At 76.7% G+C, this 25,547-nt stretch carries 21 protein-coding genes; 8 read left to right on the plus strand and 13 right to left on the minus strand.

Features of this window, described 5'->3' with window-relative positions:
- Positions 1–750: TerD family protein (locus tag HCK00_RS25050; protein WP_375782008.1), on the minus strand; the 750-nt coding region annotated here is incomplete at its 3' end.
- A gap of 311 nt (positions 751–1,061) precedes the next feature.
- Between HCK00_RS25050 and HCK00_RS25055 the strand changes: the two genes are divergently transcribed.
- On the plus strand, positions 1,062–1,538 hold the full coding sequence (locus HCK00_RS25055; RefSeq protein WP_168104320.1) for a DUF6643 family protein: 477 nt from the start codon (positions 1,062–1,064) through the stop codon (positions 1,536–1,538).
- 474 nt (positions 1,539–2,012) lie between these two features.
- Positions 2,013–4,487 carry a right-handed parallel beta-helix repeat-containing protein gene (locus HCK00_RS25060; RefSeq protein WP_168104321.1) on the plus strand — a complete coding sequence of 825 codons (2,475 nt, stop codon included), beginning with the start codon at positions 2,013–2,015 and terminating at the stop codon, positions 4,485–4,487.
- 138 nt (positions 4,488–4,625) lie between these two features.
- Here HCK00_RS25060 and HCK00_RS25065 read toward each other — a convergent pair whose 3' ends face one another.
- Positions 4,626–7,157 carry a hypothetical protein gene (locus tag HCK00_RS25065; RefSeq protein WP_206320962.1) on the minus strand — a complete coding sequence of 844 codons (2,532 nt, stop codon included), beginning with the start codon at positions 7,155–7,157 and terminating at the stop codon, positions 4,626–4,628.
- A 229-nt stretch (positions 7,158–7,386) separates the two neighbouring features.
- Here HCK00_RS25065 and HCK00_RS25070 point away from each other — a divergent pair, with 229 nt between their 5' ends.
- A complete protein-coding gene (locus HCK00_RS25070) occupies positions 7,387–8,277 on the plus strand; it encodes a DeoR/GlpR family DNA-binding transcription regulator (RefSeq protein WP_168104322.1) in 891 nt (296 codons plus the stop codon).
- A gap of 159 nt (positions 8,278–8,436) precedes the next feature.
- Here HCK00_RS25070 and HCK00_RS25075 read toward each other — a convergent pair whose 3' ends face one another.
- The gene (locus tag HCK00_RS25075; RefSeq protein ID WP_168104367.1) at positions 8,437–9,537 is read right to left on the minus strand and encodes a PLP-dependent cysteine synthase family protein; all 1,101 of its coding nucleotides are present in this window, start codon (positions 9,535–9,537) and stop codon (positions 8,437–8,439) included.
- A 300-nt stretch (positions 9,538–9,837) separates the two neighbouring features.
- Here HCK00_RS25075 and HCK00_RS25080 point away from each other — a divergent pair, with 300 nt between their 5' ends.
- Together HCK00_RS25080 and HCK00_RS25085 are read left to right on the plus strand one after the other, a co-directional pair.
- The gene (locus HCK00_RS25080; RefSeq protein WP_168104323.1) at positions 9,838–10,167 is read left to right on the plus strand and encodes a hypothetical protein; all 330 of its coding nucleotides are present in this window, start codon (positions 9,838–9,840) and stop codon (positions 10,165–10,167) included.
- A 284-nt stretch (positions 10,168–10,451) separates the two neighbouring features.
- Positions 10,452–11,105 carry an ATP-binding protein gene (locus HCK00_RS25085; RefSeq protein WP_206320963.1) on the plus strand — a complete coding sequence of 218 codons (654 nt, stop codon included), beginning with the start codon at positions 10,452–10,454 and terminating at the stop codon, positions 11,103–11,105.
- A gap of 69 nt (positions 11,106–11,174) precedes the next feature.
- On the opposite strand, the gene HCK00_RS25090 is transcribed toward HCK00_RS25085, so the two are convergent.
- The 3 genes from HCK00_RS25090 to HCK00_RS25100 all read right to left on the minus strand — a co-directional run bounded on the left by HCK00_RS25090 (position 11,175) and on the right by HCK00_RS25100 (position 14,688).
- Complete coding sequence (locus HCK00_RS25090; RefSeq protein ID WP_168104324.1) at positions 11,175–12,404, minus strand: ROK family protein; 1,230 nt, start codon at positions 12,402–12,404, stop codon at positions 11,175–11,177.
- Positions 12,405–12,748: 344 nt separating this feature from the next.
- Positions 12,749–14,245: an MFS transporter gene (locus HCK00_RS25095; protein WP_168104325.1), complete on the minus strand. Its 1,497-nt coding sequence runs from the start codon at positions 14,243–14,245 to the stop codon at positions 12,749–12,751.
- Positions 14,246–14,448: 203 nt separating this feature from the next.
- Positions 14,449–14,688: a hypothetical protein gene (locus tag HCK00_RS25100; RefSeq protein WP_168104326.1), complete on the minus strand. Its 240-nt coding sequence runs from the start codon at positions 14,686–14,688 to the stop codon at positions 14,449–14,451.
- A 187-nt stretch (positions 14,689–14,875) separates the two neighbouring features.
- On the opposite strand from HCK00_RS25100, the gene HCK00_RS25105 reads away from it, so the two are divergent.
- A complete protein-coding gene (locus tag HCK00_RS25105) occupies positions 14,876–15,607 on the plus strand; it encodes a class I SAM-dependent DNA methyltransferase (RefSeq protein WP_206320964.1) in 732 nt (243 codons plus the stop codon).
- Positions 15,608–15,824: 217 nt separating this feature from the next.
- On the opposite strand, the gene HCK00_RS25110 is transcribed toward HCK00_RS25105, so the two are convergent.
- Positions 15,825–16,982, minus strand: a complete 1,158-nt coding sequence (locus HCK00_RS25110) for a geranylgeranyl reductase family protein (protein WP_168104369.1) — start codon at positions 16,980–16,982, stop codon at positions 15,825–15,827.
- Between the two features lie 338 nt (positions 16,983–17,320).
- Here HCK00_RS25110 and HCK00_RS25115 point away from each other — a divergent pair, with 338 nt between their 5' ends.
- Complete coding sequence (locus HCK00_RS25115; protein WP_168104327.1) at positions 17,321–18,700, plus strand: dipeptidase; 1,380 nt, start codon at positions 17,321–17,323, stop codon at positions 18,698–18,700.
- A 93-nt stretch (positions 18,701–18,793) separates the two neighbouring features.
- On the opposite strand, the gene HCK00_RS25120 is transcribed toward HCK00_RS25115, so the two are convergent.
- From HCK00_RS25120 to HCK00_RS25130, 3 genes are all read right to left on the minus strand, one after another.
- Positions 18,794–19,093 (minus strand): hypothetical protein, encoded by a 300-nt coding sequence (locus tag HCK00_RS25120; protein WP_168104328.1) that lies wholly within the window; start codon positions 19,091–19,093, stop codon positions 18,794–18,796.
- Positions 19,094–19,313: 220 nt separating this feature from the next.
- A complete protein-coding gene (locus tag HCK00_RS25125; RefSeq protein ID WP_168104329.1) occupies positions 19,314–20,348 on the minus strand; it encodes an NUDIX hydrolase in 1,035 nt (344 codons plus the stop codon).
- A 239-nt stretch (positions 20,349–20,587) separates the two neighbouring features.
- Positions 20,588–21,586 (minus strand): ROK family protein, encoded by a 999-nt coding sequence (locus HCK00_RS25130; protein WP_168104330.1) that lies wholly within the window; start codon positions 21,584–21,586, stop codon positions 20,588–20,590.
- A 162-nt stretch (positions 21,587–21,748) separates the two neighbouring features.
- Here HCK00_RS25130 and HCK00_RS25135 point away from each other — a divergent pair, with 162 nt between their 5' ends.
- The gene (locus HCK00_RS25135) at positions 21,749–22,783 is read left to right on the plus strand and encodes a LacI family DNA-binding transcriptional regulator (protein ID WP_168104331.1); all 1,035 of its coding nucleotides are present in this window, start codon (positions 21,749–21,751) and stop codon (positions 22,781–22,783) included.
- A 123-nt stretch (positions 22,784–22,906) separates the two neighbouring features.
- On the opposite strand, the gene HCK00_RS25140 is transcribed toward HCK00_RS25135, so the two are convergent.
- From HCK00_RS25140 to HCK00_RS25150, 3 genes are all read right to left on the minus strand, one after another.
- Positions 22,907–23,869, minus strand: coding sequence for an electron transfer flavoprotein subunit alpha/FixB family protein (locus HCK00_RS25140; RefSeq protein ID WP_168104332.1), 963 nt, complete (start codon positions 23,867–23,869; stop codon positions 22,907–22,909).
- A 48-nt stretch (positions 23,870–23,917) separates the two neighbouring features.
- On the minus strand, positions 23,918–24,703 hold the full coding sequence (locus tag HCK00_RS25145; protein ID WP_168104333.1) for an electron transfer flavoprotein subunit beta/FixA family protein: 786 nt from the start codon (positions 24,701–24,703) through the stop codon (positions 23,918–23,920).
- Positions 24,704–25,129: 426 nt separating this feature from the next.
- Positions 25,130–25,519, minus strand: coding sequence for a thioredoxin family protein (locus tag HCK00_RS25150; RefSeq protein WP_240966156.1), 390 nt, complete (start codon positions 25,517–25,519; stop codon positions 25,130–25,132).
- Positions 25,520–25,547: the final 28 nt, after the last annotated feature.

Consider the following 25,547-nt stretch of genomic DNA (forward strand, 5'->3'; position numbering starts at 1 on the left):
GGCGCGGGGGGGGGGGGGGGGGGGGGGGGGGGGGGGGGGGGGGGGGGGGGCGTGGGGGGGGGGGGGGGGGGGGGGGGGGGGGGGGGCCGCCGCGGGGGGGGGGGGGGGGGCGGGGGGGGGGGGGGGGGGGGCGGGGGCCGCGGGGGGGGGGGGGGCGGGGGCCGGGGCGGCGGGAGCCGGTCCGGGGGCGGGGGCGGGAGCCGGAGCGGGGGCCGGTGCCGCCGGTTCGTCCACGCTGATGCCGTAGTCGGTGGCGAGCCCGGCCAGCCCCGAGCCGTAGCCCTGCCCGACGGCCCGGAACTTCCAGGCACCCTGCCGGCGGTAGAACTCACCGAGCACGAAGGCGGTCTCGACGGTGGCGTCCTCACTGTCGAAGCGCGCGATCTCGGCGCCGTCGGAGGCGTCCAGCACGCGGACGTGCAGCCCCGGCACCTGCCCGAAGGAGCCGCCGTCCGAGGAGGCCGCGACGACCACGGTCTCGACGTCCGGCGCGAGGCGCGCGAGGTCGGCCTCCAGGACGTCGGTCACCTGACCGTCACCGGTGCGCTTCCCGGCGTGCCGGACGGCGCCGGAGGCGTGCGCGGGCTGGTTGTAGAAGACGAAGTCGCCGTCCGAGCGGACCTTTCCGGAGGACTGGAGCAACAGGGCGGAGGCGTCCGCGTCGGGCACGCCCGGCCCCGTCCGCCAGCCCAGCTCGACCCGTACCGCCGGTGCCGGCACCGGGAGGTTGGTGCCCTTGCGCATCGTCATCGCCGCCCCCATCGTTCGTTCTCCGTGCGTCGCCCGCGCCCCGCCGCGAGGCGGGCCTTCCCCGCGTCTCCGCGGGGCCGCCGGACGCTCCCCGTCCAACCTAGTTGGGGGGCCACCCGCACGGTACCTGCGGGCCTGTGACAACCGGCGGTAACCCGCCTGGCACCAGGTCTTCACACGCTTTTGGCGGCCCTTGGCGACCCGTTTGGCCCGGTTACGGCCCATTACCGCGCCACGGCCGCTCCGAACTCGCCAAACTGCCCTCCGGCAGCACTCCCCAATAGGCACAACATGGGCTTAACTTAAGCAGCATGACCTCCCCCCGCTCCACCTACGGTGGCGGTTACACCTCCGTGTCCGCCTTCCCCGACACCCCGATCTACGACAGGCTGGTCGCGGAGCGGGGCACTCCGCAGATCGCGCCGATCCGCGTTCCGGCGGCATATGACAGCCATCTGCCCGCACTGCCGCCGGCCCTCCCCGCGCTGCCGGCAGGCCCCTCGGCCGCCCCCTCCTCCCCCGGCTACGGCTACGGCTACCCCGGCCAGCAGCAGTCACCGCTCCAGCAGGCACCCGCGCCGTACATCCCGCAGCAGCAGGCCGCCCCGCGCGGCTACCCCGGCCAGCAGCAGTACCCGCAGAGCCCTCCGGGCGGCGGCACGGGCTACGAGGCGATGCGCCCGGCGGCTCCCCGCCCGCCCGCGCCACGTCCCGCTCCCCCGCGCCCGGCGCCCGCCCCGTACGCGGACCCCTACGGCCAGCAGCGCCCGTACGACCGCGGTTACTGACCCGCCGAGTGACCGGCACGGCGTCCGGCGCGCGAGCGCCACGGCCGTCACCGGCGCCGGCGCCCGGCTCACCGGCACCGCCGGCCCGGCCGAGCGGTCTCCGGCCGCCGGGACGCCACCACCGTCCGGCCGGCCCGCCGGCACCACCCGCCCCGCCCGGGCGGGTCGGCGACCGGGTTCCGGGCCCGCCGTCCCCGGGGAGGTCTTCCGTACCGGGACGGCTCCCGGCCGGGCCGCGCCGCCGGGCGAGGCGCTCCGCACCGGATCCGTACCCCGACGGGCGCGGGGTGCCGGAGGAGGCGGGGATCCCGTGGGCCGGCCCGCCCCGGCGCCGTCCGGCCGGCGCCCCGGCCACCGCGTACGGCCAGGGGACCGACCGGTCAACTCCCGTACCCGGCACACGCTACGGTGGGTCGCCCGGCGACACGGCCGGATCCGGTGAACACTCGTACGAGGTTGGGGCGCAGCAGCAGCATGGCACCAGAGGGCACGGTCCAGGTGACGTACACCGGCACGTCGCGGTGGCGGCGCCGGACGGGCGAGTACGCCTCGCTCGCCGCGGCGCTGGAGGCCGCCGGGGACGGCGACGTGCTCTCCATATCCCCCGGCACCTACCGGGAGAACCTCGTCATCGACCACGCCGTCACCCTGCGGGGGGCGGAGGGTGGCCGCGGCTCGGTGCGGATCGCCCCGGTGGACGGGGTCGCGCTGACCGTGCGGGCCTCCGCCGGGGTGCACGACCTGCAACTGGAGGGTCAGGACTCGGCCGCCCCGGCGCTGCTCGTGGAGGACGGCACCGCCGAGCTGACGGGCATCCGCGTCGTCACCCGCTCCGCCGCCGGCATCGAGGTGCGCGGCGGCGCCCGCCCCACCGTGCGGCGCTGCACGGTGGACAACCCCGGCGGGGTGGGCATCAGCGTGCTGGGCGGCGCCGGGGGGATCTTCGAGGACTGCGAGGTCGTCGCGGCCGGGCAGTCGGGTGTCTCGGTGCAGGAGGGAGCGCACCCCCGGCTGGAGCGCTGCCGGGTGCACCACGCCTCCGGGGCGGGCATCTCCCTGACGGGCGAGGGGAGTTCGCTGGAGGCGTTCGGCTGTGAGGTGTACGAGATCCGCGGCGCGGGTGTGCGCGTCGCCTCCCGCGCCGGCGGGCATCTCACCGACTCCTCGGTGCACCGCACCACCGGCGACGGGGTCACCCTGGACACCGACGCCACCCTCACCCTCTCCGACTGCGACCTCCACGATCTGCCGGAGAACGCCGTCGACCTGCGCTCCCGCTCGGTCCTCACGCTGATCCGCACCACGGTGCGCCGCTTCGGCCGCAACGGCCTCTCCGTGTGGGACCCGGGCACCCGCGTCGACGCCCACGAGTGCCGCATCCACGACTCCACCGGCGACTACCCGGCCGTGTGGGTGAGCGACGGGGCCTCCGCCGCGCTGGAGTCCTGCCGGGTGCAGGAGGTGCCCGACGCCCTGTTCGTCCTCGACCGCGGCTCCCGGGTGGACGTGGTGGACAGCGACATCTCCCAGGTGCGCAACACCGCGGTCTCGGTCAGCGACGGCGCGGCCGCGCAGCTCGACGACTGCCGCATCAAGGAGGCGAGCACCGGGGCGTGGTTCCGCGACCACGGCACCGGGGGCAACCTCTCCGGCTGCACCTTCGACTCCGTGGCGACCGGCGTCATCGTCACCAAGGGCGCCGACCCCACCGTGGAGCAGTGCACCATCACCGCGCCGGGCGAGGCGGGTTTCTACGTCTCCGCCGAGGGGCGCGGCACCTTCACCTCCTGCCGGGTCTCCGGCAGCGGCGGCTACGGCTTCCACATCATCGACGGCTGCCGCTCGGTGCTGACCCGCTGCCGCACCGAGCGCTGCGCGCGCGGCGGGTACGAGTTCGCCGAGCCCGGTCCGGTCAGCGAGGACTGCACCAGCGACGAGAGCGCCGTGGCGACCGCCGTGGCCACCGCGCCCGCGGCACCGTCCCCGGGGGCGGCGGCCGGGACGGCGCCGGCGGTACCGGCCGCGGACGGCGGCGTGCTCGGCGCCGCGCCCGCCACCACTCCGCTCCCCGCCGCGCGGCCGGCCGCCGCCCCCGGGGACGGCACGGACGGCACCGGCACGGCGGACCCCGCGGAGCGCCGTCCCTCGGAGGAGGTCCTCGGCGAACTCGACGCCCTGGTCGGCCTGGACAGCGTCAAGCGTGAGGTCCGCGCGCTCACCGACATGATCGAGGTCGGCCGGCGGCGGCAGGAGGCGGGGCTCAAGGCCGCCTCCGTCAAGCGCCATCTGGTCTTCACCGGTTCCCCCGGCACCGGCAAGACGACGGTCGCCCGGCTCTACGGGGAGATCCTGGCCTCCCTCGGGGTGCTGGAACGCGGCCACCTGGTCGAGGTCTCCCGGGTGGACCTGGTCGGCGAGCACATCGGCTCCACCGCCATCCGCACCCAGGAGGCCTTCGGGAAGGCCCGCGGCGGTGTCCTCTTCATCGACGAGGCCTACGCGCTCTCCCCGGAGGACTCCGGCCGCGACTTCGGCCGGGAGGCGATCGACACGCTGGTGAAGCTGATGGAGGACCAGCGGGACGCGGTGGTGGTCATCGTCGCCGGCTACACCGCCGAGATGGAGCGTTTCCTCACCGTCAACCCCGGCGTGGCGTCGCGCTTCTCCCGGACGATCACCTTCGGCGACTACGCGCCCGAGGAACTGCTGCGGATCGTGGAGCAGCAGGCGGAGGAGCACGAGTACCGGATCGGCGAGGGCGCCGCGGAGGCGCTGCTGAAGTACTTCACGGCGATCCCCAAGGGCCCGGCGTTCGGCAACGGCCGCACGGCCCGGCAGACCTTCGAGGCCATGGTGGAGCGGCACGCGGGGCGCGTCGCCCAGCTCTCCGAGCCGAGCACCGAGGACCTGACGCTGCTGTACCCGGAGGACCTGCCCCAGCCCGAGTGACGGGACGGCGGACGGGGTCCCCCCGCGGCTCCCGCGGACGGTCCGCCGTCGCCGCCGCCCGCGGGTGTACGGCCCGCCGGGCCCCTCCCGCGCCTCTCCCCCGGCCCGGGACCCTCCCCGGGCCGCCGTATGCCCGGGTCAGCGGCCGCCCCGGCCCCCCGGCCCGGTCCCGGCGGCGCGGGGTGCCTCGGTGCCGGTCCCGGTCCCGTTCCCGGCCTCGGTACCTGCCCCGGTGGCGCCGGGGGACGCCGTCCGCTGCCGGGGCACCTCCGGCAGCCTCTCCAGCAGCCCCGCGCGTTCCTCGGCGAAGACCGGGTCCGCCGGGTAGTCGAAGTGGCCGAGGATCGGGGCGGGCAGCGGGTGTTCCGGCGTACGCCCGTAGGAGAGCGGGTCCTTCAGCGGGCCGCGGTCCACCTCCGGGCCGGGGTGGTTCTCCACGCAGGCCGGTCCGGGCACGCGCACGGGGCCGCCGATGGGGTCGGTCTCCCGCCAGAGGTTGCGCCAGCAGTGGATCTCGTGGTGCAGGGCGTCCAGCGGCACGGGGCCGAAGTAGGCGGGGAACCAGCGGCCGTAGAGCCGCTCCAGCGGCGATCCGTAGGTGAGCAGCGCGACCCGGCGGCGGGTGCGCGGGCTGAGCTGCCAGACGGCGGCGGCGGCGAGGACGCTGCCCTGGGAGTGGCCGGAGAGCACGACCCGGCCGCCGGTGCGGCGGGTCCAGGTCTCCATCCGCCAGGTCAGGTCGGGCACGGCGCGCTCCGCGTAGCAGGGCGGCGCGAAGGGGTGCGCGGCGCGCGGCCAGAAGGTGCCGACGTCCCAGAGGATGCCGATGGTGCGGCGCGCGGCCGCGTCACGGTAGGCGCGGCGGCCGGCGGCGAGGAAGAGCAGGAAACCGGCGCCCATCAGCCAGGAGCCGAGCGCCTGCGCGGTCTGGGCGAGGGCCCCGGCGGGCCCGGGCCCGCCCAGGGCCCGGCCGGGCACCTGCCCGGTGACCCAGGCTCCCGCGACGGCCACCCCGCCGAGCACCACGGTGGCCACGGCGGCCGCGCCGAGGAACCAGGGCGCGCAGTCGGTGAGCCGGGCACCGGCGAGCGCCCCGGCGATACGGCGGGTGCGCGCGGTGTCCTCCGGTTCCCCCGGGTGACCGCTACGCACCTCCGCCATCCGGTGCCGGCGTTCCCGCCACGTCCGGCCCGCGAAGTAGGCCGCCACGACGAGGATCACGGCCAGCAGGAACGGGATGGCGGCGGCGTTCCAGGAGAGGACGGCCGGCGGGCCCGCGATCCAGCCGTCGCCCATGCCCGGGGTGCCGGGCCCGTCCAGCCAGTCGGCGACCCGCTGGGCGACCCCGCCGGACATGACACCGCCGAGCGCGCAGGCCAGGACCGCGACCGCCGCGCCCCGCACCCCGCGCAGCGCCGACCGGGGGTCCTGGGCGCTGCGGTACAGCAGATGGCCGGCCACGGCCGTCGCGATCACCAGGACGCCCTGGGTGAGGGCGATGAGACCGAAGGCCGCGTCCCCCGGCAGCACCCCGGAGGAGCGCCAGCCCGGCCGGGGCCAGACGGCGTGCGCCGCGGCCAGGGCCAGCAGCCCCAGCGCGGTGCCCGGCAGGAAGCGGACGACGGCCCGGTCCAGCCGGTCGTCCGGCACCGACTCGCTGCGTCCCCGGGAGCACACGACCCAGATGACGAACACGCCGGCCGCCAGCAGGGCGACGGCCAGGCAGCGGCCCAGGACGCCGGGGACGCCGCCGTCCGGCCCGGTGTCGTGGCGCGTGGTGGCGTAGGTGAGGGCGGCGGCGACGGTGAGGAACCCGGCCGCGGTGTGCGCGGCGCGCAGCCGGGCGACGAGCCGGCGCCCGTACCAGAAGCCGGGCAGGCAGAGCGCGGGCCGGTCCCCGGCGCGCGGGTCCTCCTCCCCCACCGGCTCGCCGCCCGGCGGCGGTTCGGACTCGAACGCGCTCCAGGTGCGGTGGGAGAGCCACCACAGCAACCCCGTCACCAGGGCGGGCAGCACCGCGGCGAGCGCGAGCCGCCGGCCGGGCGAGCTCCACCAGCCGCCGTTCTCCGCGGAGAGGAAGCCCAGCCAGGCGCGGCCCTCCGCGCAGGCGGCGGAGCCCGCGCACTGCCAGGCCACCAGGTCCAGGGCGACCTCGCAGGCGGCGGCGGTCAGCAGCACCGTGAGGCTCAGCGCCACCAGCCGCACCAGCAGTCCGTACACCCGGACCAGGACACCGCGGTCCGGAACGGACGGCCGCATCCAGTGCGCCAGATTGACGACCATGAACGGCAGCAGGAGCAGCCACAGGGCGCGGGCGCCGTTGCCGGAGGTCAGCCCGCCCCAGCAGTACGCCTCGGGGACGGGCCGGCCGCTGTACGGCTCCTCCGTGACGCGGTCGGCGCCCACCGCCCCGGCCCGGGTGGGCCCGGCGCCGGTGTGCGAGGCGCCCTCCTCCACGTCGTCCGCGCGCCGGTGGATGCCCGCGGTGTCGTCCCCCGTGATCCGGACGGTGCGCGGGTCCTCCAGCACCTCCTCCGGGGTGGCGCCGCCCACGCCGTGCACGAGGATCTCCAGCGCGGGCCCCGGCCCGCCGTCCGGTCCGGCCCCGGTGTCCCCGTCCGTGGCCCGGTGGTCCCCCGGCCCGGCGGCACCCGGCTGTGTGGGCGTCATGGCGTGTCTCCCCATCCCCTCGGTCGCGCGCTCAGGATCCTTCCCCCGTACGGCAGTTCACAGGCGGCCGGGCCCGGCGAGGCCGGATCGTGATGGGACGATCACGCGGTGGTCACACCCCGGGCCCGGCGTGCGGTGCCGTCCCGCCGGGCGCCGGCGGCCGCGTGGGAGGATGTGCGGCGCGGCGGGCGGCCGGTGTGCCCGCCGGTGACGGAGGGACGGGGCTGCGGTGAGCGAGAGCCAGAACCTGCTGGCGGAACAGCGGCGGGCACTGATCGTCGACGAGGTCAGACGGCGCGGCGGGGTACGGGTCAACGAACTCACCCGGCGGCTGAACGTGTCGGACATGACCGTCCGGCGGGACCTCGACGCGCTGGCCCGGCAGGGAATGGTCGAGAAGGTGCACGGCGGCGCGGTACCGGTCACGGAGGCCAGCGCGCACGAGCCGGGTTTCGAGGCCAAGTCGACGCTGGAGCCCACGGCGAAGGAGGAGATCGCCCGCGCAGCGGCGGCGCTGGCCGCGCCCGGCAGCGCGGTGGCGCTCTCCGGCGGGACCACGACGTTCGCGCTGGCCCGGCGGCTGGTGGAGGTGGCCGGTCTGACGGTGGTCACCAACTCGGTGCGGGTCGCGGACGTGTTCCACACGGCGCTCCCCCCGGCGCCGCCCCCGGGCCGCCCCGGCGCGCCCCGCGCGGCGGGGGCCACGGTGGTGCTGACGGGCGGGGTGCGCACGCCGTCGGACTCGCTGGTGGGGCCGGTGGCCGACCAGGCGATCCGGTCGCTCCACTTCGATCTGCTCTTCCTGGGGGTGCACGGCATCTCGGCGGAGGCGGGCCTGTCGACGCCGAATCTGGCCGAGGCGGAGACCAACCGGCGGCTGGTGCGTTCGGCGCGGCGGGTGGTGGTCGTCGCCGACCACACCAAGTGGGGGACGGTGGGGCTCAGTTCGTTCGCCTCGCTGGACCAGGTGGACGTCCTGGTGACCGACCGCGGCCTGGCGCCGGCCGCCCGGCGGGAGCTGGCGGAGCTGCCGCCGGAGCTGATCGTCGCGGGCGAGCCGGCCGGCCGCGCGGAGGACGGCGGCGGTGGGGACGGCGGGAATGGAGACGCCGGGGGGTGACGGCGGGGGGGTGACGCCGGGGGCACGGAGGGGCGCCCGGCGCGCCGCTGAGGGCGCGCGGGCGCCCGCCCCGGAGCCGCGGCGCCCACCGGTGCGGGGGAAGGGCGCGGAACGCGGCGGACAGGGGCCGGACCGGCCGGGACCGGCCGCCGGCCCGCGTCAGGCTGCGGGGGTCCCCGGCCAGGCCCCGGTGGCCAGCAGATGGTCGAGCGCGCCGCGGTACGGCTCGATGTCCAGGCCCTGCTCGGCCAGCCAGGCGTCGGAGTAGTACTTGTCGAGGTAGCGGTCGCCCGCGTCACAGATGAGGGTGACGACCGAACCGGTCTCCCCCGCGGCGCGCATCTCGGCCACGATCGTCAGGGCGCTCCACAGCCCGGTGCCGGTCGAGCCGCCCGCCCGGCGGCCCATGACCCGCTCCAGGACGCGGACGGCCGCGACGGTGGCGGCGTCGGGCACCTTCATCATCCGGTCGATCGCCCCCGGCACGAAGCTGGGCTCCATCCGGGGGCGGCCGATGCCCTCGATCCGGGAGGCGCTGTCGCAGGCGGCTTCCGGGTCCCCGGTGGTCCACCCGGCATAGAAACAGGAGTTCTCCGGGTCGGGGACGCAGACCCGGGTGTCGTACTGCATGTAGTGCACGTAGCGGGCGATGGTGGCGGAGGTGCCGCCGGTGCCCGCGGTGGCCACGATCCAGGCGGGCTCGGGGTGGCGCTCGCGCCGGAGCTGCTGGTAGACGGACTCGGCGATGTTGTTGTTGCCCCGCCAGTCGGTGGCGCGCTCGGCGTAGGTGAACTGGTCCAGGTAGTGGCCTCCCGACTCCGCGGCGAGTTCGGCCGAGACCTCGTAGACCGTCCGCGGGTCGTCCACCAGATGGCACCGGCCGCCCTGGAGTTCGATCAGCCGCATCTTCTCCCGGCTGGTGGTGGCGGGCATCACCGCGATGAACTCCACCCCGATCAGCTGGGCGAAGTACGCCTCCGACACGGCCGTCGAGCCGCTGGACGCCTCGATCACCGGGCGGCCGGGCCGGATCCAGCCGCTGCACAGGGCGTAGAGGAAGAGCGAGCGGGCCAGCCGGTGTTTGAGGCTGCCGGTGGGGTGGGTGGACTCGTCCTTGAGGTACAGGTCGATGCCCCACTCCGCGGGGAGGGGGAAGCTCAGCAGATGGGTGTCGGCCGAGCGGCACGCGTCCGCCTGTACCTTCCGCACGGCCTCACTCAGCCAGGCCCGGTAGCCCGGGTCGCTGCGGTCGGTGTCCAGGACGGGGGACGGGCAGCCGGCAGGCCGCCACTCCGTCTGCTCCGTCTGCTCCGTGGGCTCCGCCCCCGCCGGGAGGGCGGGCTCGCCCGGTCCCCGGCCCCTGCCCCTGTCGGGCCTCCGGTCGGTGGTGGTCACCGGCACCGCTCCTCGCGCTCATGTCCACGGCCCGGCCGTGGCGCGCCGGACCGACCCGATCATAAGCCGGGGCTGGCGTCCGCGGCCGGTCGCGGGCACACTGACCTGCAGAGCAGCGTCCACCGGAGAATGACGGTGTGAGGGACACCCGAGGGGGAGGTTCGGATGGCGGATCCGGAGTACAAGGCGAGCCGGGTCGGGATCGGGCACCGCATGCGGTCGCTCACCCGCGCCGGGCAGGTACAGATCCGGGACGGCAGGCTGACGCTGATGAACAGCCAGGGCACGGAGATCGACAGCGCCCCCGTCCACCAGGTGCGCGCCGAGAAGCCCTGGTTCGCGGGCGGCGACCAGGCGCTGGCCACCGTCAACGGCCAGCGCTACCGCCTCACGCTGGGTGAGCGGGATCCGGACCCGGGTGAGGAGGGCCCGCCGTCGGCGAGCAGCTTCTTCGACGCGGTGCGGACGGCGGGCGGGGACGCGGACCGTCCCTGACCGGCGGAGCCCGGTGCGGCACCGGGAACGCCCGGCGCCACGGTGGTGCGGGGGAAGCGTGGGGTGTGAGTGACGCCTGCCTCCGCACGCTACGGCCCTGACGCGGGTTTACCGAGGGTTCACACGGTGTGGCGCTTCCCGCCGGTCCGCTCCGGGCACATAGAGCAGACCGACCCCGTGACGCGCTCCTCGCCGGCGCGTGCCGTGCCCCGGGCGTCCCGCCCGGCGCGGTGGCGATCTCGTCCTCCCGTCTTCCTGCCGTCCGAGCCCCAGGGAGCCGCAGCGTGATCAGTTCATCCCGCGGCCACCGCGCGGTGGAGTTCCGGACTCTGCCGTCGCGGATCGGCCCGATCCGCAGAATCGTCTCGGCGCATCTGCGCTACTGGCACCTCGACCCGTTGATCGACGCCGCCACGCGGGGGCTCACCGAGCTGCTGGGCCAGGTGGACCGCCAGGCCCGCCCCGGCCGGCCCTGCACCGTGGAACTCCGGCTGCGGCAGGACCGGTTGACAGTCGCGGTGCACGACGGCGACCCCAGGCCGCCGGGCCCCGGAGCCCCCGCTGTCCCTGGAGCCCCCGCGGCCCCCGGCGGCGCCGCGGCGGACCGGGACCCGGTGCCGGCCCCCTTCGCGGGCAGGGAGAGCTGGGGGATGCGCCGGCGCGAGGGGGACGGTGCCACGGTGGTCTGGTTCTCGCTGCGGGTCCCCGTGGCCGCCGGGCCGGACGGCGCCGCCTCCCCCGCCCCGTGCACCGCCCCGCCGCCGAGGGAGCCGGCCCGCGGCCCGGTACGGACACCGGGCGGGCAGCCCCGGGGCGTGGCCTCCCCGGACACCGGGCCGGCACCACGGCCCGGCGCCGGCCGCGGCCGTGCCCCCCAGCGCGAGCACGCGCGGTTCCGCTCCGGCCGCACCGGAGCCGCCCGCCCCGCGCCGGACTGACCGCCCGCGCCGGTGGGCCCCCGGGGGCCCACCGGGGCGCCCGGGGGTCTCCCGGCGGCTGCCGGGCCGTCAGCCGCCGAGCGCGCCCAGGGGGTCGTCCAGCACCGGCTGCCAGGCCAGTTCCGCGGCCCCCACCAGGCTGTTGTGGCCGAGGGCGCAGGGCAGCACGGGCACTCCGCCGCGCCGGCCCCACAGGCCGCGGTCCGCGACGGCGGCGCGCAGCCCCTCGGGGTCGGCCCGGAGCAGGTCCTGGTGGAGCCCGCCGAGGACGATACGGTCCGGGTTGAGGATGTTCACCAGCCCGGCGAGCCCCAGCCCCAGCCGTTCGATGAGCAGCCGGGCCGCCGCCCGGACCGCCGGGTCGCCCCATGCGTCGCGGAGCAGGTCGCGGGACTGCTGGAGCAGGGAGACCTCCGGGCCGGGGTCGCGGCCGGCGGCCGTGACGAAGGCCAGCGGGTCGGTCTCCACGTCCAGGCAGCCGCGGTTGCCGCAGTGGCACGGCCGGCCGTCGGGGTGGACGGTGAGGTGGCCGACCTCCAGCGCGAGGCCCGAACTCCCCGTGTGCAGGCGCCCGTCCAGCACGAGGGCGCCGCCGACGCCCCGGTGCCCGGTGGCGACGACGAGCAGGTCGCGGGCGCCCCGCCCCGCGCCGTGCCGGTACTCGGCGAGCGCGGCGAGGTTGACGTCGTTGCCCGCGGCGACGGCGGGGCCGGCCGGCCCGGCGGGGTCCGGCAGGATGCCCGCCTTCGCCACCGCCTCCCGGAAGATCTCCCGCACCGGCGCTCCCGCGGGCCAGGCCAGATGGAGGGGGCCGAGCGCGACGCCCTCCGGCTCCGCCACCGCCGAGGGCACCGCCAGTCCCGCGCCGAGGCAGCGCCGTCCGCTCTCCGCGAGCAGCCGGGCCCCCGTCCCGACGACGTCCGCCAGGACGTGCCCGGGGTCGGCGGGGACCTCCTGGCAGCCGGGCGCGGTGGCGACGATCCGCCCGCCGAGCCCCACGAGCGCGGCGCGGTAACCGTCGGCGTGCACCTGTGCGGCCAGCACCACGGGGCCGGCGGGGTCGACGGCCAGCCGGTGCGAGGGCCGGCCCTGTGACCCGGCCGCCCCGGGGCGGGAGTCCACGATGATCAGGCCGAGCGCGGCCAGTTCGGCGGCGACCGCCCCGGCGGTCGCGCGGGTCACCCCGAGTTCGGCCGTGAGGACGGCGCGGGTCGGCGCCCGTCCGGTGTGCACAAGCTCCAGCGCCGGTCCGAGGGCGTTGCGGCCTCTCTCCAGCCGTGTCGTCCGAGGTGGGGTCACGCCCTCATTCTCACTTTGTGCCCGCCGTGAACAAAACGCGGACGGCCCGGCCGGCCGCGCGCGCCGCCGTGGGCGCGGTGTGGGCGCGGTGTGGGCGCGGTGTGGGCGCGGTGTGACGGCGTGCTCCGGGCCCGCGTATCCCGGCGTGCCGTACCGTCGCAGGCGGGCCTGGACGGGCGTGTCCGGCCCACCGCCGTGTCACGCCCCGCCGCGCCGGGCCCGTCCCGCCGTACGGCCGCCGCGCCGCGCACGGCGGGACCACGGGCGCGGACCGGCCTGCGGCTGGGACCGGCCGGCGTGTTGCACGGAGGTCCGCCGCGGACCCTGCGGCGGGGCCGGGTCCCTCACCCGCCCCCGGTCCGGTCCCCCCGCCCCGGTTCCAGGGGCGGGCTGGAGATGGCGCAGCTGGGTGTGCACTGCGGCCGCTCCGGCCCCTGCTCGCCCTCGCCGCCGGGCAGCTCCGTGGGCACCGTGAACCAGGCGAGCAGCGCGCCCAGCACCATCAGCCCCGCGCAGATCGGCAGAGCCGCGCCGAAGGCCGGGTCCAGGGCCGCCGGGTCGCGGTAACGGTCGCTGGAGAGGCCGACGGCCAGCGGCAGCGCCGCCACCGCCAGGAGCTGGGCCATCCGCGCCGCCGCGTTGTTGACCCCACTGGCCACCCCGGCCCGTCCGGTCTCGGCCGCGGCCAGCACGGTGGCGGTGAGCGGGGCGACGAAGAGGCTCATGCCCAGACCCTGGACGACCACCCCGGGGAAGACGTCCACCCAGTAGGTGGAGCCCGGGCGGGCCCTGATCAGCAGCAGCAGACCGCAGGCGGCCACCAGTGGGCCGACCGTCAGCGGCAGCCGGGGGCCGATCCGCCGGGCCAGCTCCCCGGCGGGGCCGGACAGCGCGATCAGCAGCACGGTGACCGGAAGCGAGGCCACGCCCGCCTCCAGGGCGTCGTAGCCGAGCGCGTTCTGCAACTGCGTCGGCAGCAGGAAGAAGATCCCGCCGATGCCGGCGTAGAGCGCGATGGTGATCACGTTCACCCAGGTGAAGACCGGTGACCGGAACACCTCCAGCGGCAGTATCGGCCGCGGGGTCCGGCGCTCGTGCACGACGAACAGCGCCCCCAGGGCCACCCCGGCGACGCCGGTGACGATCACCAGGGCCCCGGCCCCGCCGGGAGCGGCGATCAGCGCGTGGGTCACCCCGGCCAGGGCCAGCGCCGCCAGCGCGCCGCCCGCGAAGTCGAAGCGCCCGGAGGACGTGGGGTCGCTGCTCTCCGGCACCCGCCGGGCCAGCAGCAGGACGAGAACGGCCGGCACCACGTTGATGAGGAAGATCCAGCGCCAGCCCGGTCCGTCCACCAGCCAGCCGCCGAGGAACGGGCCCACGGCGATGGCCACCCCGCCCAGCCCGGACCAGAGCCCGACGGCCCGGGCCCGGTCCTCGGGCCGGAAGGACGCCTGGATCAGCGCCAGCGACCCCGGCGTCAGCAACGCGCCGCCCACCCCCTGGAGCGCGCGGGCGCCGATCAGCGTGGCGGCGGTGGGCGCGATCCCGCAGAGGACGGAGGCGACGGTGAACCACACCACGCCGATCTCGAAGACACGGCGGCGGCCGTAGCGGTCGCCCAGCGCGCCACCGAGCAGCAGCAGCCCGGAGAGGGTGAGCATGTAGGCGTTGACCGTCCACTGCAGGGCGGCGAGTTCCGCGCCGAAGTCGGCGCCGATCCTCGGCAGCGCCACATTGACGATGGTGCCGTCGAGCATCGCCATCCCGGAGGCGAGCACGGCGGCGGCCAGCACGGCCCGCCCGGCGGGGCTTCCGGGGCGCAGCTCACCGGCTCGGGTCATCGGCCTCTCCCGTGGCGACGGCGTGGACTCGGGGCCACCGGGCCGGTCACGGGGACCGCCGCGGCCCGGGTCCGCATCGGGCCGGGCCGCCACGGTCCCGGCCGGACCGGCCGGCGGCGACCCGCCCACCGTAGCCCCGGGGCGCGTCCCGCCACGGGAGCGGCGTGGCGGCGGAAGCCGTTCCGCCGGGGGAAGCCGTCCCGTCAGAACAGGCCGCTGCCGCGGTACGGCCCGGACCAGCCGCCGGCCACCGCCGAGGCCACCAGGACCACCGCCACGATCGCGGCGAAGACCCAGAGCGGCCGCAGCGCGTACATCCGGGCGCGGACGGCGTTCCGCCGGGCGCGCGGACGGCGGGCGGCGCCCCGCCCGGGCCCGCCGAGCCCCAGGGCGCGCCCGGTGCGCCGCTTCCAGTACACGAACCGGTAGTAGACCCTCAGCACGTTCGTCCCCTCATCTCACTCCCACTCGGCCGTCTTCCCGGACCGGCCCTCGCCGGCCCGCGTGAGCCGCGCCGGACGCGCCCCGTCCGCCCTTCCGCGCCGGCCGGTCCCCCTGCCGGTGGCCGGTGGCGGCCGTACCGTCCGGCGATGACCGGATCAGGGCACTCCCGGCCGCCCGGCCGCTAGCATGACCGCCATGATCTCCGAGCCGGACTTCCTCACCGCCACCCGCGCCTCCTACGACACGCTCGCGGACGAGTACCACCGGCGCTCCCATGCCGAGCTGGAGGCGAAACCGCTGGAGCGGGCGATGCTGACCGCCTTCGCGGAGCTCGTCCGGGCCGGCGGGCTCGGCCCCGTCGCCGACGTCGGCTGCGGCACCGGGCGGGTGACGGCCTACCTGCACGGGCTGGGCGTCCCGGTGACCGGCATCGATCTCTCGCCGGGGATGCTCGCGGTGGCCCGGCGGAACCACCCGGACCTGCGCTTCGAGGAGGGCTCGATGCTCTCCCTGGACCTGCCGGACGCCGCTCTCGGCGGCGTTCTGGCCTGGTATTCCACGATACATGTGCCCGACGCGCAGCTACCCGTGGTATTCGCGGAGTTCCACCGGGTGCTGGCGCCGGGCGGGTATCTGCTGCTGGGGTTCCAGGCCGGGGAGGACACGCTCCGTCTCACCGAGGGGTGGGGTCACCCCATCGCCCTGGACTTCCGCCGCCGGCAGCCGGACGACGTCGCCGGTCTGCTGGCGGACGCCGGGCTGGAGACGCGCGTACGGCAGCTCCGCGCGCGGGACGAGACCGGCGAGTACGCCGAGCGGACCCCTCAGGCCATGCTGCTCGCGCGCCGTCCGGCCGGAACGGACGGCGGGGACACGGCAGCAGGGGCGGCCGGGGGTGCCGGGGATTCCGGCGGCTGAGCGGCGGTGAGGGGCGCTCGGGGAACGGCGGCGCGCGGTGATCCGATCCGGGCGTCGCGGGCCCGCCGCGGTGGCCGGTCCCGGCGCCGGGCGCGTTCCCCGCTCCCCTCCCGCTCCGTCCACGCTCCGGGCCCCCAGGAGAAGCCGGGCCGCCGGACGGGCCGCAGGCGCCCCTGAGCCCCCGCCCGGCGCCCCGCCCGCGGCTACGGGACCGCCGTCACCCCTTGTCCAGCGCCGCCAGCGTCCGGCGGGCCACCCCGTTGGTCCGGACGATCTCGCCGAGCGTGGTCGAGCCGCGGACGATCCGGGTGAAGGCGTTCCACGCCGGGCGGAACCCGGTGAGCGCCGCGTGCAGCAGCCCCGGCCGGCGGGCGAAGACGGCCTGCATCCGCCGCCCGGCCCCCATCTCCACCCCGAGCCCGGACTTGACGGCGAAGGCGTAGTTGAGCGCCTCCCGGCGGGCGTCGACCGCGTCGTACGCGCCCGCGATCCGCACCGCCCACTCCCCCGCGAGCCGCCCCGAGCGCAGCGCGAAGGAGATGCCCTCGCGGGTCCACGGTTCCAGCAGCCCCGCCGCGTCCCCGCAGACCAGGACCCGGCCCCGGGAGAGCGGGGAGTCGTCCGCCCGGCAGCGGGTCAGATGCCCCGAGGAGATCGACGGTTCGAATCCGGCCAGGCCGAGCCGTGCGATGAAGTCCTCCAGATAGCGCTTGGTGGCCGCCCCCTCGCCGCGCGCCGAGATCACGCCGACGGTGAGGGTGTCGCCCTTGGGGAAGACCCAGCCGTAACTGCCCGGTATGGGACCCCAGTCGATGAGGACCCGGCCCGCCCAGTCCTCCGCGACGGTCTCCGGCACCGGGATCTCCGCCTCCAGACCCAGGTCGACCTGGTCCATCCGCACCCCGACGTGCGCGCCGATCCGGCTGGCGCTCCCGTCGGCCCCGACGACCGCGCGCGCCAGCACCGTCTCGCCGCCGCTCAGCACCACCGCGACGGTGCGCCGGTCGGGCACCGCCGGGCCGTGCTGCTCCACCCGCGTGACCTGGACCCCGGTACGCAGCCGGGCGCCGGCCGCCTGCGCGGCCTCGACCAGCCCCTGGTCGAACTCGGGCCGGTTGACCAGGCCGAAGAGCATGTACCGGGAGCGGCGGGTGCGGGAGAGCCGCCCGTTGAGGGAGAAGGTCACCGCGTGCACCCGGTCCAGGAGCGGCAGTTCGAACCCCGGCGGGAGCGCGTCACGCGTGGGGCCGATGATGCCGCCGCCGCAGGTCTTGTACCGGGGCAGTTCCGCCTTCTCCAGCAGCAGCACCCGGCGGCCCGCGACAGCCGCCGCGTACGCCGCGGAGGCGCCGGCCGGGCCGGCCCCGACCACCACGACGTCCCACGGCTCCGTGGTGTCCGCCCGCCCGGCGCCGTCCGGGCGGTCGCCGCTCCTGGGGGCGGATTGCCCCGGCGGCCCGTCCTCCGCCGCCGGCCCTCCCCCGGGAGCCCGCTCGCGCCCCTCGTCCTCCGGAGAGGTGCCGCTCGTGCCGTCCGCCGTGTTGTCGCCGCTCACCTGTGCCTTCGCTCCCGATCGACCGTACGTCCCACCTCTTCCGGGCGCATCCTACGGCGCGGAGCCGGGACGGGCTCCTGTGGGAGGATCGGCAGCGCCTCGGCCGGCCGCGCGACCCGCGCCCCGGCCACCGACCCGCACCCACGAGGAGCGTGCCCATGCCATCGCGGTCCGTCGACCCCGCACGTCTCGCCGACGCCGTCACGGCCCTGATGCCGCGCGCCCGGGCCGAGTTGGGGGAGCTCGTCGCCTTCCGGTCGGTCGCGGACCCCGCGCAGTTCCCGAAGAGCGAATGCGAGGCGGCCGCCGCCTGGGTGGCCGGCGCGCTGCGCGCCGACGGGTTCGAGGACGTGGCCGTCCTGGACACCCCCGACGGCACCCAGTCCGTGTACGGCCTGCTGCCCGGCCCGCCCGGGGCGCCGACCGTGCTGCTCTACGCGCACTACGACGTGCAGCCGCCGCTGGACGAAACCGCCTGGGACTCCCCGCCGTTCACGCTGACCGAGCGCGCCGGCCGCTGGTACGGGCGGGGGGCCGCGGACTGCAAGGGCGGCCTGATCATGCATCTGACGGCGCTGCGCGCGCTGCGGGAGAACGGCGGGGTCCCGGTCTCCGTCAAGGTCATCGCGGAGGGCTCGGAGGAGCAGGGCACCGGCGGTCTGGAGCGTTATGCCGAGGCCCACCCCGAACTGCTCGCCGCGGACACGGTGGTCATCGGTGACACCGGCAACTTCCGCACGGGGCTCCCCACCGTCACCGCGATGCTGCGCGGGATGACGCTGCTGACGGTCCGGGTGGACACCCTGGCGGGCAACCTCCACTCCGGCCAGTTCGGCGGTGCCGCGCCGGACGCGCTGGCCGCGCTCATCCGGGTGCTGGACTCGCTGCGCGCCGAGGACGGCTCGACCCGGGTGGACGGCCTGCCGGCCGACGGCGTCTGGGAGGGCATGCCCTACCCCGAGGACGCCTTCCGGGCGGACGCCCGGGTCCTCGACGGGGTCGGGCTGATCGGGGACGGCACGGTCGCCGACCGGATCTGGGCGCGGCCCGCGGTCACCGTCCTCGGTATCGACTGCCCGCCGGTGATCGGCGCCACCCCGTCCGTCCAGGCGAGCGCCCGCGCGATGGTGAGCCTGCGGGTGCCGCCGGGCACCGACGCGGCGGAGGCGACCAAGCTGCTCACGGCGCACCTCCACGCGCACACCCCGTGGAACGCGCGGGTCACCGTCGAGCAGGGCGGCGAGGGCCAGCCGTTCCGCGCGGACACCACCAGCCCCGCCTACGCGGCGATGGCCGAGGCCATGAGCACCGCCTACCCGGGTGAGGAGATGCAGATCGCCGGGCAGGGCGGCTCGATCCCGCTCTGCAACACCCTGGACACGCTCTACCCGGAGGCGGAGATCCTGCTGATCGGGCTGAGCGAACCGGAGGCGCAGATCCACGCCGTCAACGAGAGCGTCTCGCCGGAGGAACTGCGGCGGCTCTCGCTGACGGAGGCGCTGTTCCTCGCCAACTACGCGGCGGCGCGGAACGCCTGATTCCCGGTCGGATCGACGGGACCTCCGGCCCGCTGGGCACGGACCGGGCGCCACGCGCGGTACGGCGTGGCGCCTGACCGGTCACCGGACGGCTCAGCGGCGGCCGTCGTCCCCCTCCGCCATCCTGTCCACCGCCTGCTTGGCCTCGACCAGGCTCGCGCCCGTGTGTGACCGGTACTCCCTGACGGCCTCGACCGTTCTGCCCTCCCGTATCAGGGCGCGGACGCGCTCCCGGTACGGCTCGGAGACGTCGATGCCCAGGTGACCGATGACCAGGTCGAGCTTGCGCTCGACCCGTTCCAGCCGGCGGTTGGCGCGGTCGACCCGGCGCTCGACGCCCAGAGCGGTCAGCAGGATCAGGGGAACGAGGAGGAGATACAGCAGCGGATCCATGCGGCACGACCCTACCGGCCACCGGCCGCCCGGCCCCGGCCGTCACCCACCGGCACCGGACCGGCCTCGCGCGCGGGCCGGGGAAGCGGAGGCAGCCCGCCCCGCCCTCGCGTCCGGCACCGCCTGCCTCCCGGCCACCCCGGCGCCCCGGACGGGGACGGAGAGGTGCCGGCGGCCCCGCGGCCGCGCCCGCCCACGGGCGGGTTCGGCCGCCGGCGGGTCAGCCGACGGGGACCCCCGCCTCCAGGTTGAGGACCGTGGCGCGTTCCCGGGCCCGCAGCGCCCAGCGCAGCCTGCGGTACCGCTCGGGCGGCAGCAGGGTCTCCGCCTCCTCCTCGGTGACGAACCGCCAGCCGCGCAGCTCGGCCGCCGGGAGGACGAGGCGGCCGCTGACCCGGGCGGCGAGCCGGCCGCCGTCGAAGAGCAGCCGCAGGCCGCCGTGGGCGGGCGGGGCGGGCGGCTCCCAGTCCACGACGAGGAGGCGCGGCGTCCGGTCGAGTCGCAGGCCGATCTCCTCGGCGACCTCGCGGACCCCGGCGCGCGCCGGCGCCTCCCCGGACTCCACCACGCCGCCGGGGAACTCCCAGCCCGGCTTGTAGACGGGGTCGACCAGCAGGACGCGGTCGAGATGGTCGAAGAGCAGTACCCCGGAGGCCAGCGTCTCGGCCGTGGGTTCGGGGGTCTGGACGATCTCGCAGGCCCCGGCGTCCGACCGCAGGGCGTCGGCGACCGCCTCGGCGGTGCGGCGCGGGCTGGCCCCCGAGGCGTCGACGAGATGGGCGTCCTCCGTGAGCCAGGGCAGCGCCGCGCCGTAGGGGGGCAGGTGCGCGAGGTGGTGGGCGCGGAGCGCGGCGGTGGCGGCGGGGTCCCCGGAGTCGTCCTCGCAGGTGGATATCCGCTGCCGGAGGATCGTTTCGGCGGTGTGCAGGAGGATGTGGCGGACGGGAATGCGGCGGGAGGCGAACCCGCCGAAGATCTCGTCCCGGTGCTCCTGGGTGAGGAGCGTCATGGGGACGATGAGCACCCCGGGCGCCTCGGCGAGGACGGCGGCGGCCGTCTCCACCGTGAGCCGCCGCCAGGCCGGCAGTTCCTGGACGTCCCCGACCTCGTCCAGCCGCTTGCGGGGCAGCACGGCCCGCAGGCCGTCAGCGACCGGCTCCGGGTCGTAGAGCAGGCTGCCGGGGATCAGGTCCGCCAGTTCGCGCGCCACGGTGCTCTTGCCGGTGCCGAACGCGCCGTTCAGCCAGACGATCACGACTCCCCCTCTGCGGTGGGCCCACGGCGGGAATGCCCGGTCCACCTTGCCACGGAAACAGTTGTTCGCGTCAGCGGACGAAACGCCCACCGCGTCCCACCTGGGGAAGGCCCCGGTGCCGGGGCGGGCCCGGCCCGCCCGCGGTCCGCCGCCGGGCCACGACACGGCTCCGGCCCCCGGGGCCGACCCCGGTGCCGCCCGGCGGCGCCCCCTCCGGGCCCGCGCTCCCGTGGCCGGGCTCAGCGGGTGGCGGCCGGCGGGCGGCTCCCCGCGCCGCCGGAGAGGGCCAGCGCGGCGGCCGCGGCGCCGAGCAGCCCGGCGTCGGTGCCCGTCCGGGCCGGGACCACCTCCAGGTCCCGTACGAAGGAGAGCGTGGCGTAACCGGACAGGGCCCGGCGCAGCGGCGCGAAGAGCACCTCGCCCGCCCCCGCCACGCCGCCGCCGACGACGGCGACCTCGATCTCCACCAGGGTGGCGGTGGCGGCGATCCCGGCCGCGAGGGCCTGGGCGGCGCGCTCGTAGGAGGCGAGGGCGACCGGGTCGCCGGAACGGGCGGCGCGGGCCACGCCGGCGGCCGTGGTGTCGCCGTCCGGACCGGGCCGCCACCCGGCCGCCAGGGCCCGGCGGGCGATGTTGGGCCCGCTGGCCAGACGTTCGACGCAGCCCCGCCCACCGCAGGGGCAGGGGTCCCCGTCGAGGTCCACGCTGATGTGCCCGATGTGCCCGGCGTTGCCGGTGGGTCCGGGGTGGAGGCGGCCGCCGAGCACCAGTCCGCCGCCGACGCCGGTGGAGACCACCATGCACAGGGCGCCGGCGCGGCCCCGGGCCGCCCCTTGCCAGTGCTCGGCGGCCGCGATGGCCACGCCGTCGCCGACCAGCACCACGGGGCGCGGGCCGACGGCCGGCCGGACCTCCTCCACCAGGGGGAAGTCGCGCCAGCCCGGCACGTTGACCGGGCTGACCGTGCCCGCCGAGGCGTCGACCGGGCCCGCGCTGCCGATGCCCAGCGCGGACACCCGCCGCCAGCGGACGGCGTCGGCGGCCAGCTCGTCGAGGACGGCCCGGACGGCCGCCAGCACCGTGGCGCCGTCCTCGCGCGCGGGCGTCGGCCGCTGGGCCCTCAGCAGGATCTCGCCGCCGGGCGCGACCAGGGCTCCGGCGATCTTCGTGCCGCCGATGTCGAGGGCGGCGACGAGATCGGTGGCGGCGGGAGCGGCGGGGGCGGCGGCATCGTGCATCGGCGGGACTCTCCGGGGCAGGGGAACGCGCTCCGGGCGGGCCCGGGCGCCGGTCAGGGCTCGGGCGCCAGTCTCCTGCACGTCTGACAACGTTGTCCAGCCGGGCCCGCCCTCTATGCTGCTGGTCACCACCCACCCCACCGCCGACCGAGGACCAGCCCCGTGGCCGACACGAGCCGTGCCCCCCGCCGCCGTTACGGCACCCGGCCCACCATGAAGGACGTCGCCGCGCGCGCCGGGGTCGGGCTGAAGACCGTCTCGCGGGTCGTGAACGGTGAACCGGGGGTCACCGACGACACCGTGCGGCGGGTGCGGGACGCCATCGACGCCCTCGGCTTCCGGCGGAACGACAGCGCCCGCGTCCTGCGCAAGGGCCGCACCGCGTCCATCGGGCTCGTCCTGGAGGATCTCGCCGACCCGTTCTACGGGCCGCTGAGCCGGGCCGTGGAGGAGACCGCGCGGGCGCACGGGGCCCTGCTGATCCACGGCTCCAGCGCCGAGGACCCGGAGCGGGAGCGGGAGCTGGTGCTCGCGCTCTGCGCCCGCCGGGTGGACGGTCTGATCGTCGTCCCCGCGAGCGACGACCACCGCTATCTGGAGCCGGAGATCGCCGCCGGGGTCGCCACCGTCTTCGTGGACCGCCCGCCCGGGCGCATCGAGGCGGACGTGGTGCTGAGCGACAGCTTCACGGGCGCCCGGGAGGGTGTGGCGCACCTGATCGCCCACGGCCACCGCCGGATCGGCTTCATCGGCGATCTGCCGCGCATCCACACCGCCACGGAGCGGCTCCGCGGCTACCGCGCGGCGATGGCGGCGGCCGGTCTGGAGACGGACGAGGGGTGGGTCTCCCTCGGCTCCACCGACCCCGGCCGGGTCCGGGCCGCCGCCCGGTCGATGCTGGCCGGCCCCGCCCCGGTGACCGCCCTCTTCACGGCCAACAACCGGGTGACCGTCACGGTGGTGCGGGAACTCGGCGGCCGGACGCGGCCGGTGGCCCTGGTGGGCTTCGACGACTTCGAGCTGGCGGATCTGCTCGACCCGGCGGTGACCGTGATAGCCCAGGACGCCGCGCGGCTCGGCCGCACCGCCGCGGACCGTCTCTTCCGCAGGCTGGACGGGGTGAACACCGCTCCCGGGACGACGAGGCTGCCGACCCGCCTGATCGCCCGCGGCTCGGGCGAACTGCCACCGGCGTGATGCTCCGGCACAGGCCGGAGAACACCGCGGGGCCGGAGAACACCGCGGGACCCCGGCGCACGCGACGCGCGCCGGGGTCCCGGAGAGGTGCCCGGCCGGAGGGGTGCCCGGCCGGGTGGGGTGTCAGCCCTTGCGGGCCTTGACCTCCTCGGTGAGCTGCGGGACGACCTGGAAGAGGTCGCCGACCACGCCGTAGTCGACCAGTTCGAAGATCGGGGCCTCGGCGTCCTTGTTGACGGCCACGATGGTCTTCGAGGTCTGCATACCGGCCCGGTGCTGGATCGCGCCGGAGATGCCCGCCGCGATGTAGAGCTGCGGCGAGACCTGCTTGCCGGTCTGGCCGACCTGGTTGCTGTGCGGGTACCAGCCGGCGTCCACCGCGGCGCGCGAGGCGCCGACGGCCCCGCCCAGAGCGTCCGCCAGCGCCTCGATGAGCGGGAAGTTCTCAGCGCCGTTGACGCCGCGCCCGCCGGAGACCACGATCGCGGCCTCGGTCAGCTCGGGCCGGCCGGTCGCCTCCCGCTCGGTGCGCGAGGTGACCCGGGTGCCGGTGGCCTTCTCCCCGAAGGTGACGGTGAGCTGCTCGACGGTGCCGGCGGCGGGCGCGGCCTCCGGGGTGGCCGAGTTGGGCTTGACGGTGATGACCGGGGTGCCCCGGGAGACCCGGGACCGGGTGGTGAACCCGGCGGCGAACACCGACTGGCTGGCCACCGGGCCCTCGTCCCCGGCCGTCAGGTCGACGGCGTCGGTGATGAGGCCGGAGCCGATCCGGAGCGCGAGACGGGCGGCGATCTCCTTGTTCTCCGCGTTGGACGGCACCAGGACGGCGGCCGGGGAGACGGCGGCGACCGCGGCCTCGAGGGCGTCGACCTTCGGCACGACCAGGTACTCGGTGAACTCGGGGGCGTCGGCGGCGAGGACCCGCACCGCGCCGTGCTCGGCGAGGACCGGGGCGGCCGTGTCGGCGCCGGTTCCCAGGTGCACGGCGACCGGCTCGCCGATCCGGCGCGCCAGGGCCAGCAGTTCCAGGGTGGGCTTGCGGACCGAACCGTCCGCGTGGTCGACGAGGACGAGGACTTCAGCCATGGGGATGCTCTCCTGCGTTACGAGTCTGTCGGGGTGGGCGCGGCCGGCTCAGATGAACTTCTGGCCGGCGAGGAACTCGGCGAGCTGCTTGGCGCCCTCGCCCTCGTCCTTGACGACGGTGCCCGCGGTGCGCGGCGGGCGCTCGGTGGCGTCCTCGACGGCGGTCCAGGCGCCTTCCAGGCCGACCTCCTCGGCCTCGATGCCCAGGTCGGAGAGGTCCAGGGTCTCCACCGGCTTCTTCTTGGCGGCCATGATGCCCTTGAAGGAGGGGTAGCGCGCCTCACCGGAGAGGTCGGTCACCGACACGACGGCGGGCAGCTCGGCCCGCAGGTGCTCGGTGGCGGCGTCGCCGTCGCGGCGGCCGGTCACCGCGCCGTCCTCGACGGCGACCTCGGACAGCAGGGTCGCCTGCGGGACGCCGAGGCGCTCGGCGAGGAGGGCCGGGAGCACGCCCATGGTGCCGTCGGTGGAGGCCATGCCGCAGATCACCAGGTCGTAGCCGATGTGCTCGACGGCCTTGGCCAGGACGAGGGAGGTGCCCATCACGTCGGTGCCGTGCAGGTCGTCGTCCTCGACGTGGACGGCCTTGTCGGCCCCCATGGAGAGCGCCTTGCGCAGCGCGTCCCGGGCGTCCTCGGGGCCGACGGTGACCACGGTGATCTCCGCGTCCTCCGCGTTCCCGGAGATCTGGAGGGCCTGCTCGACGGCGTACTCGTCGAGCTCGGACAGCAGGCCGTCGACCGCCTCGCGGTCGGTGGTCAGGTCCTCCGTGAAGCGCCGGTCGCCGGTGGCGTCGGGCACGTACTTGACACAGACAACGATCCTCAGGCTCACGCCGGCTCTCCTACCCCATCGTCTCTCTCGGACTGCCGTCGAACGCGGCGACCCGGCGAACACGGCACCAGCAGCATAGGTGCCGGTTCCGGCTCGTCCCCGCCCGGGACATCCGCGGTCCAGGCCGATATTACTCGTCAGTACACAGAGGTGTGTTCCCCCGGCGCAAGGCCGGTCAACTGTGACCTTCCCTACCCCGTCCGGGCGGGACGCGCGCCGCCGCGGAGCCGGCCCCGGCGGCTTCCCGCCCACCACCTCGGCGACGAGGAGATGGTGGGCGCGCGCGGGCGCCCGGGTGAGGACGCGGCCCGCCGGCCGGGCACACCGGCCAGGACCGGGACCCCGTACGGCCCGCGCGGCCGGCGGGTGGGCCCGGCGAAGCGACCGGCGCCCGGGGCGGTGCGAGGCCGATCACGATCTCGGCCGTCAGAACGCCTCCCCCAGGGCGGCGAGGACCTGGGCGCGGTGCGGGACCCCCGTGGCGCGGCGCACGATCCGCCCCCGGGCGTCGAGAACCAGCACGGTGGGTGTGCGGTCCACCCCCAGGGCCCGGACGAGCCCCAGATGCGCCTCGGCGTCGATCTCGATGTGGGCCACCCCGTCGACCAGGCCGGTGACACCGGCGAGGACACGGCGCGCCGCCCGGCAGGGCTGGCAGAAGGCGGTGGAGAACTGGACGAGGGTGGCGCGCCGGCCCAGTTCCGCCCCGAGGTCCGCCCCGGTGATCACCGTGTCCGTGGGGCCGGCGCCGCCACCGGGGCCGCCCCCGTCACCGCCGCCGTCGCCGTGTGCGCCGTGCTCCTGCCCGCCGTCCATCCGCCCGCCTCTCCGTTCCGTGGTTCCA

Origin of the sequence: Streptomyces zingiberis (assembly GCF_012034935.1) — a bacterium.
Lineage (GTDB): Bacteria > Actinomycetota > Actinomycetes > Streptomycetales > Streptomycetaceae > Streptomyces > Streptomyces zingiberis.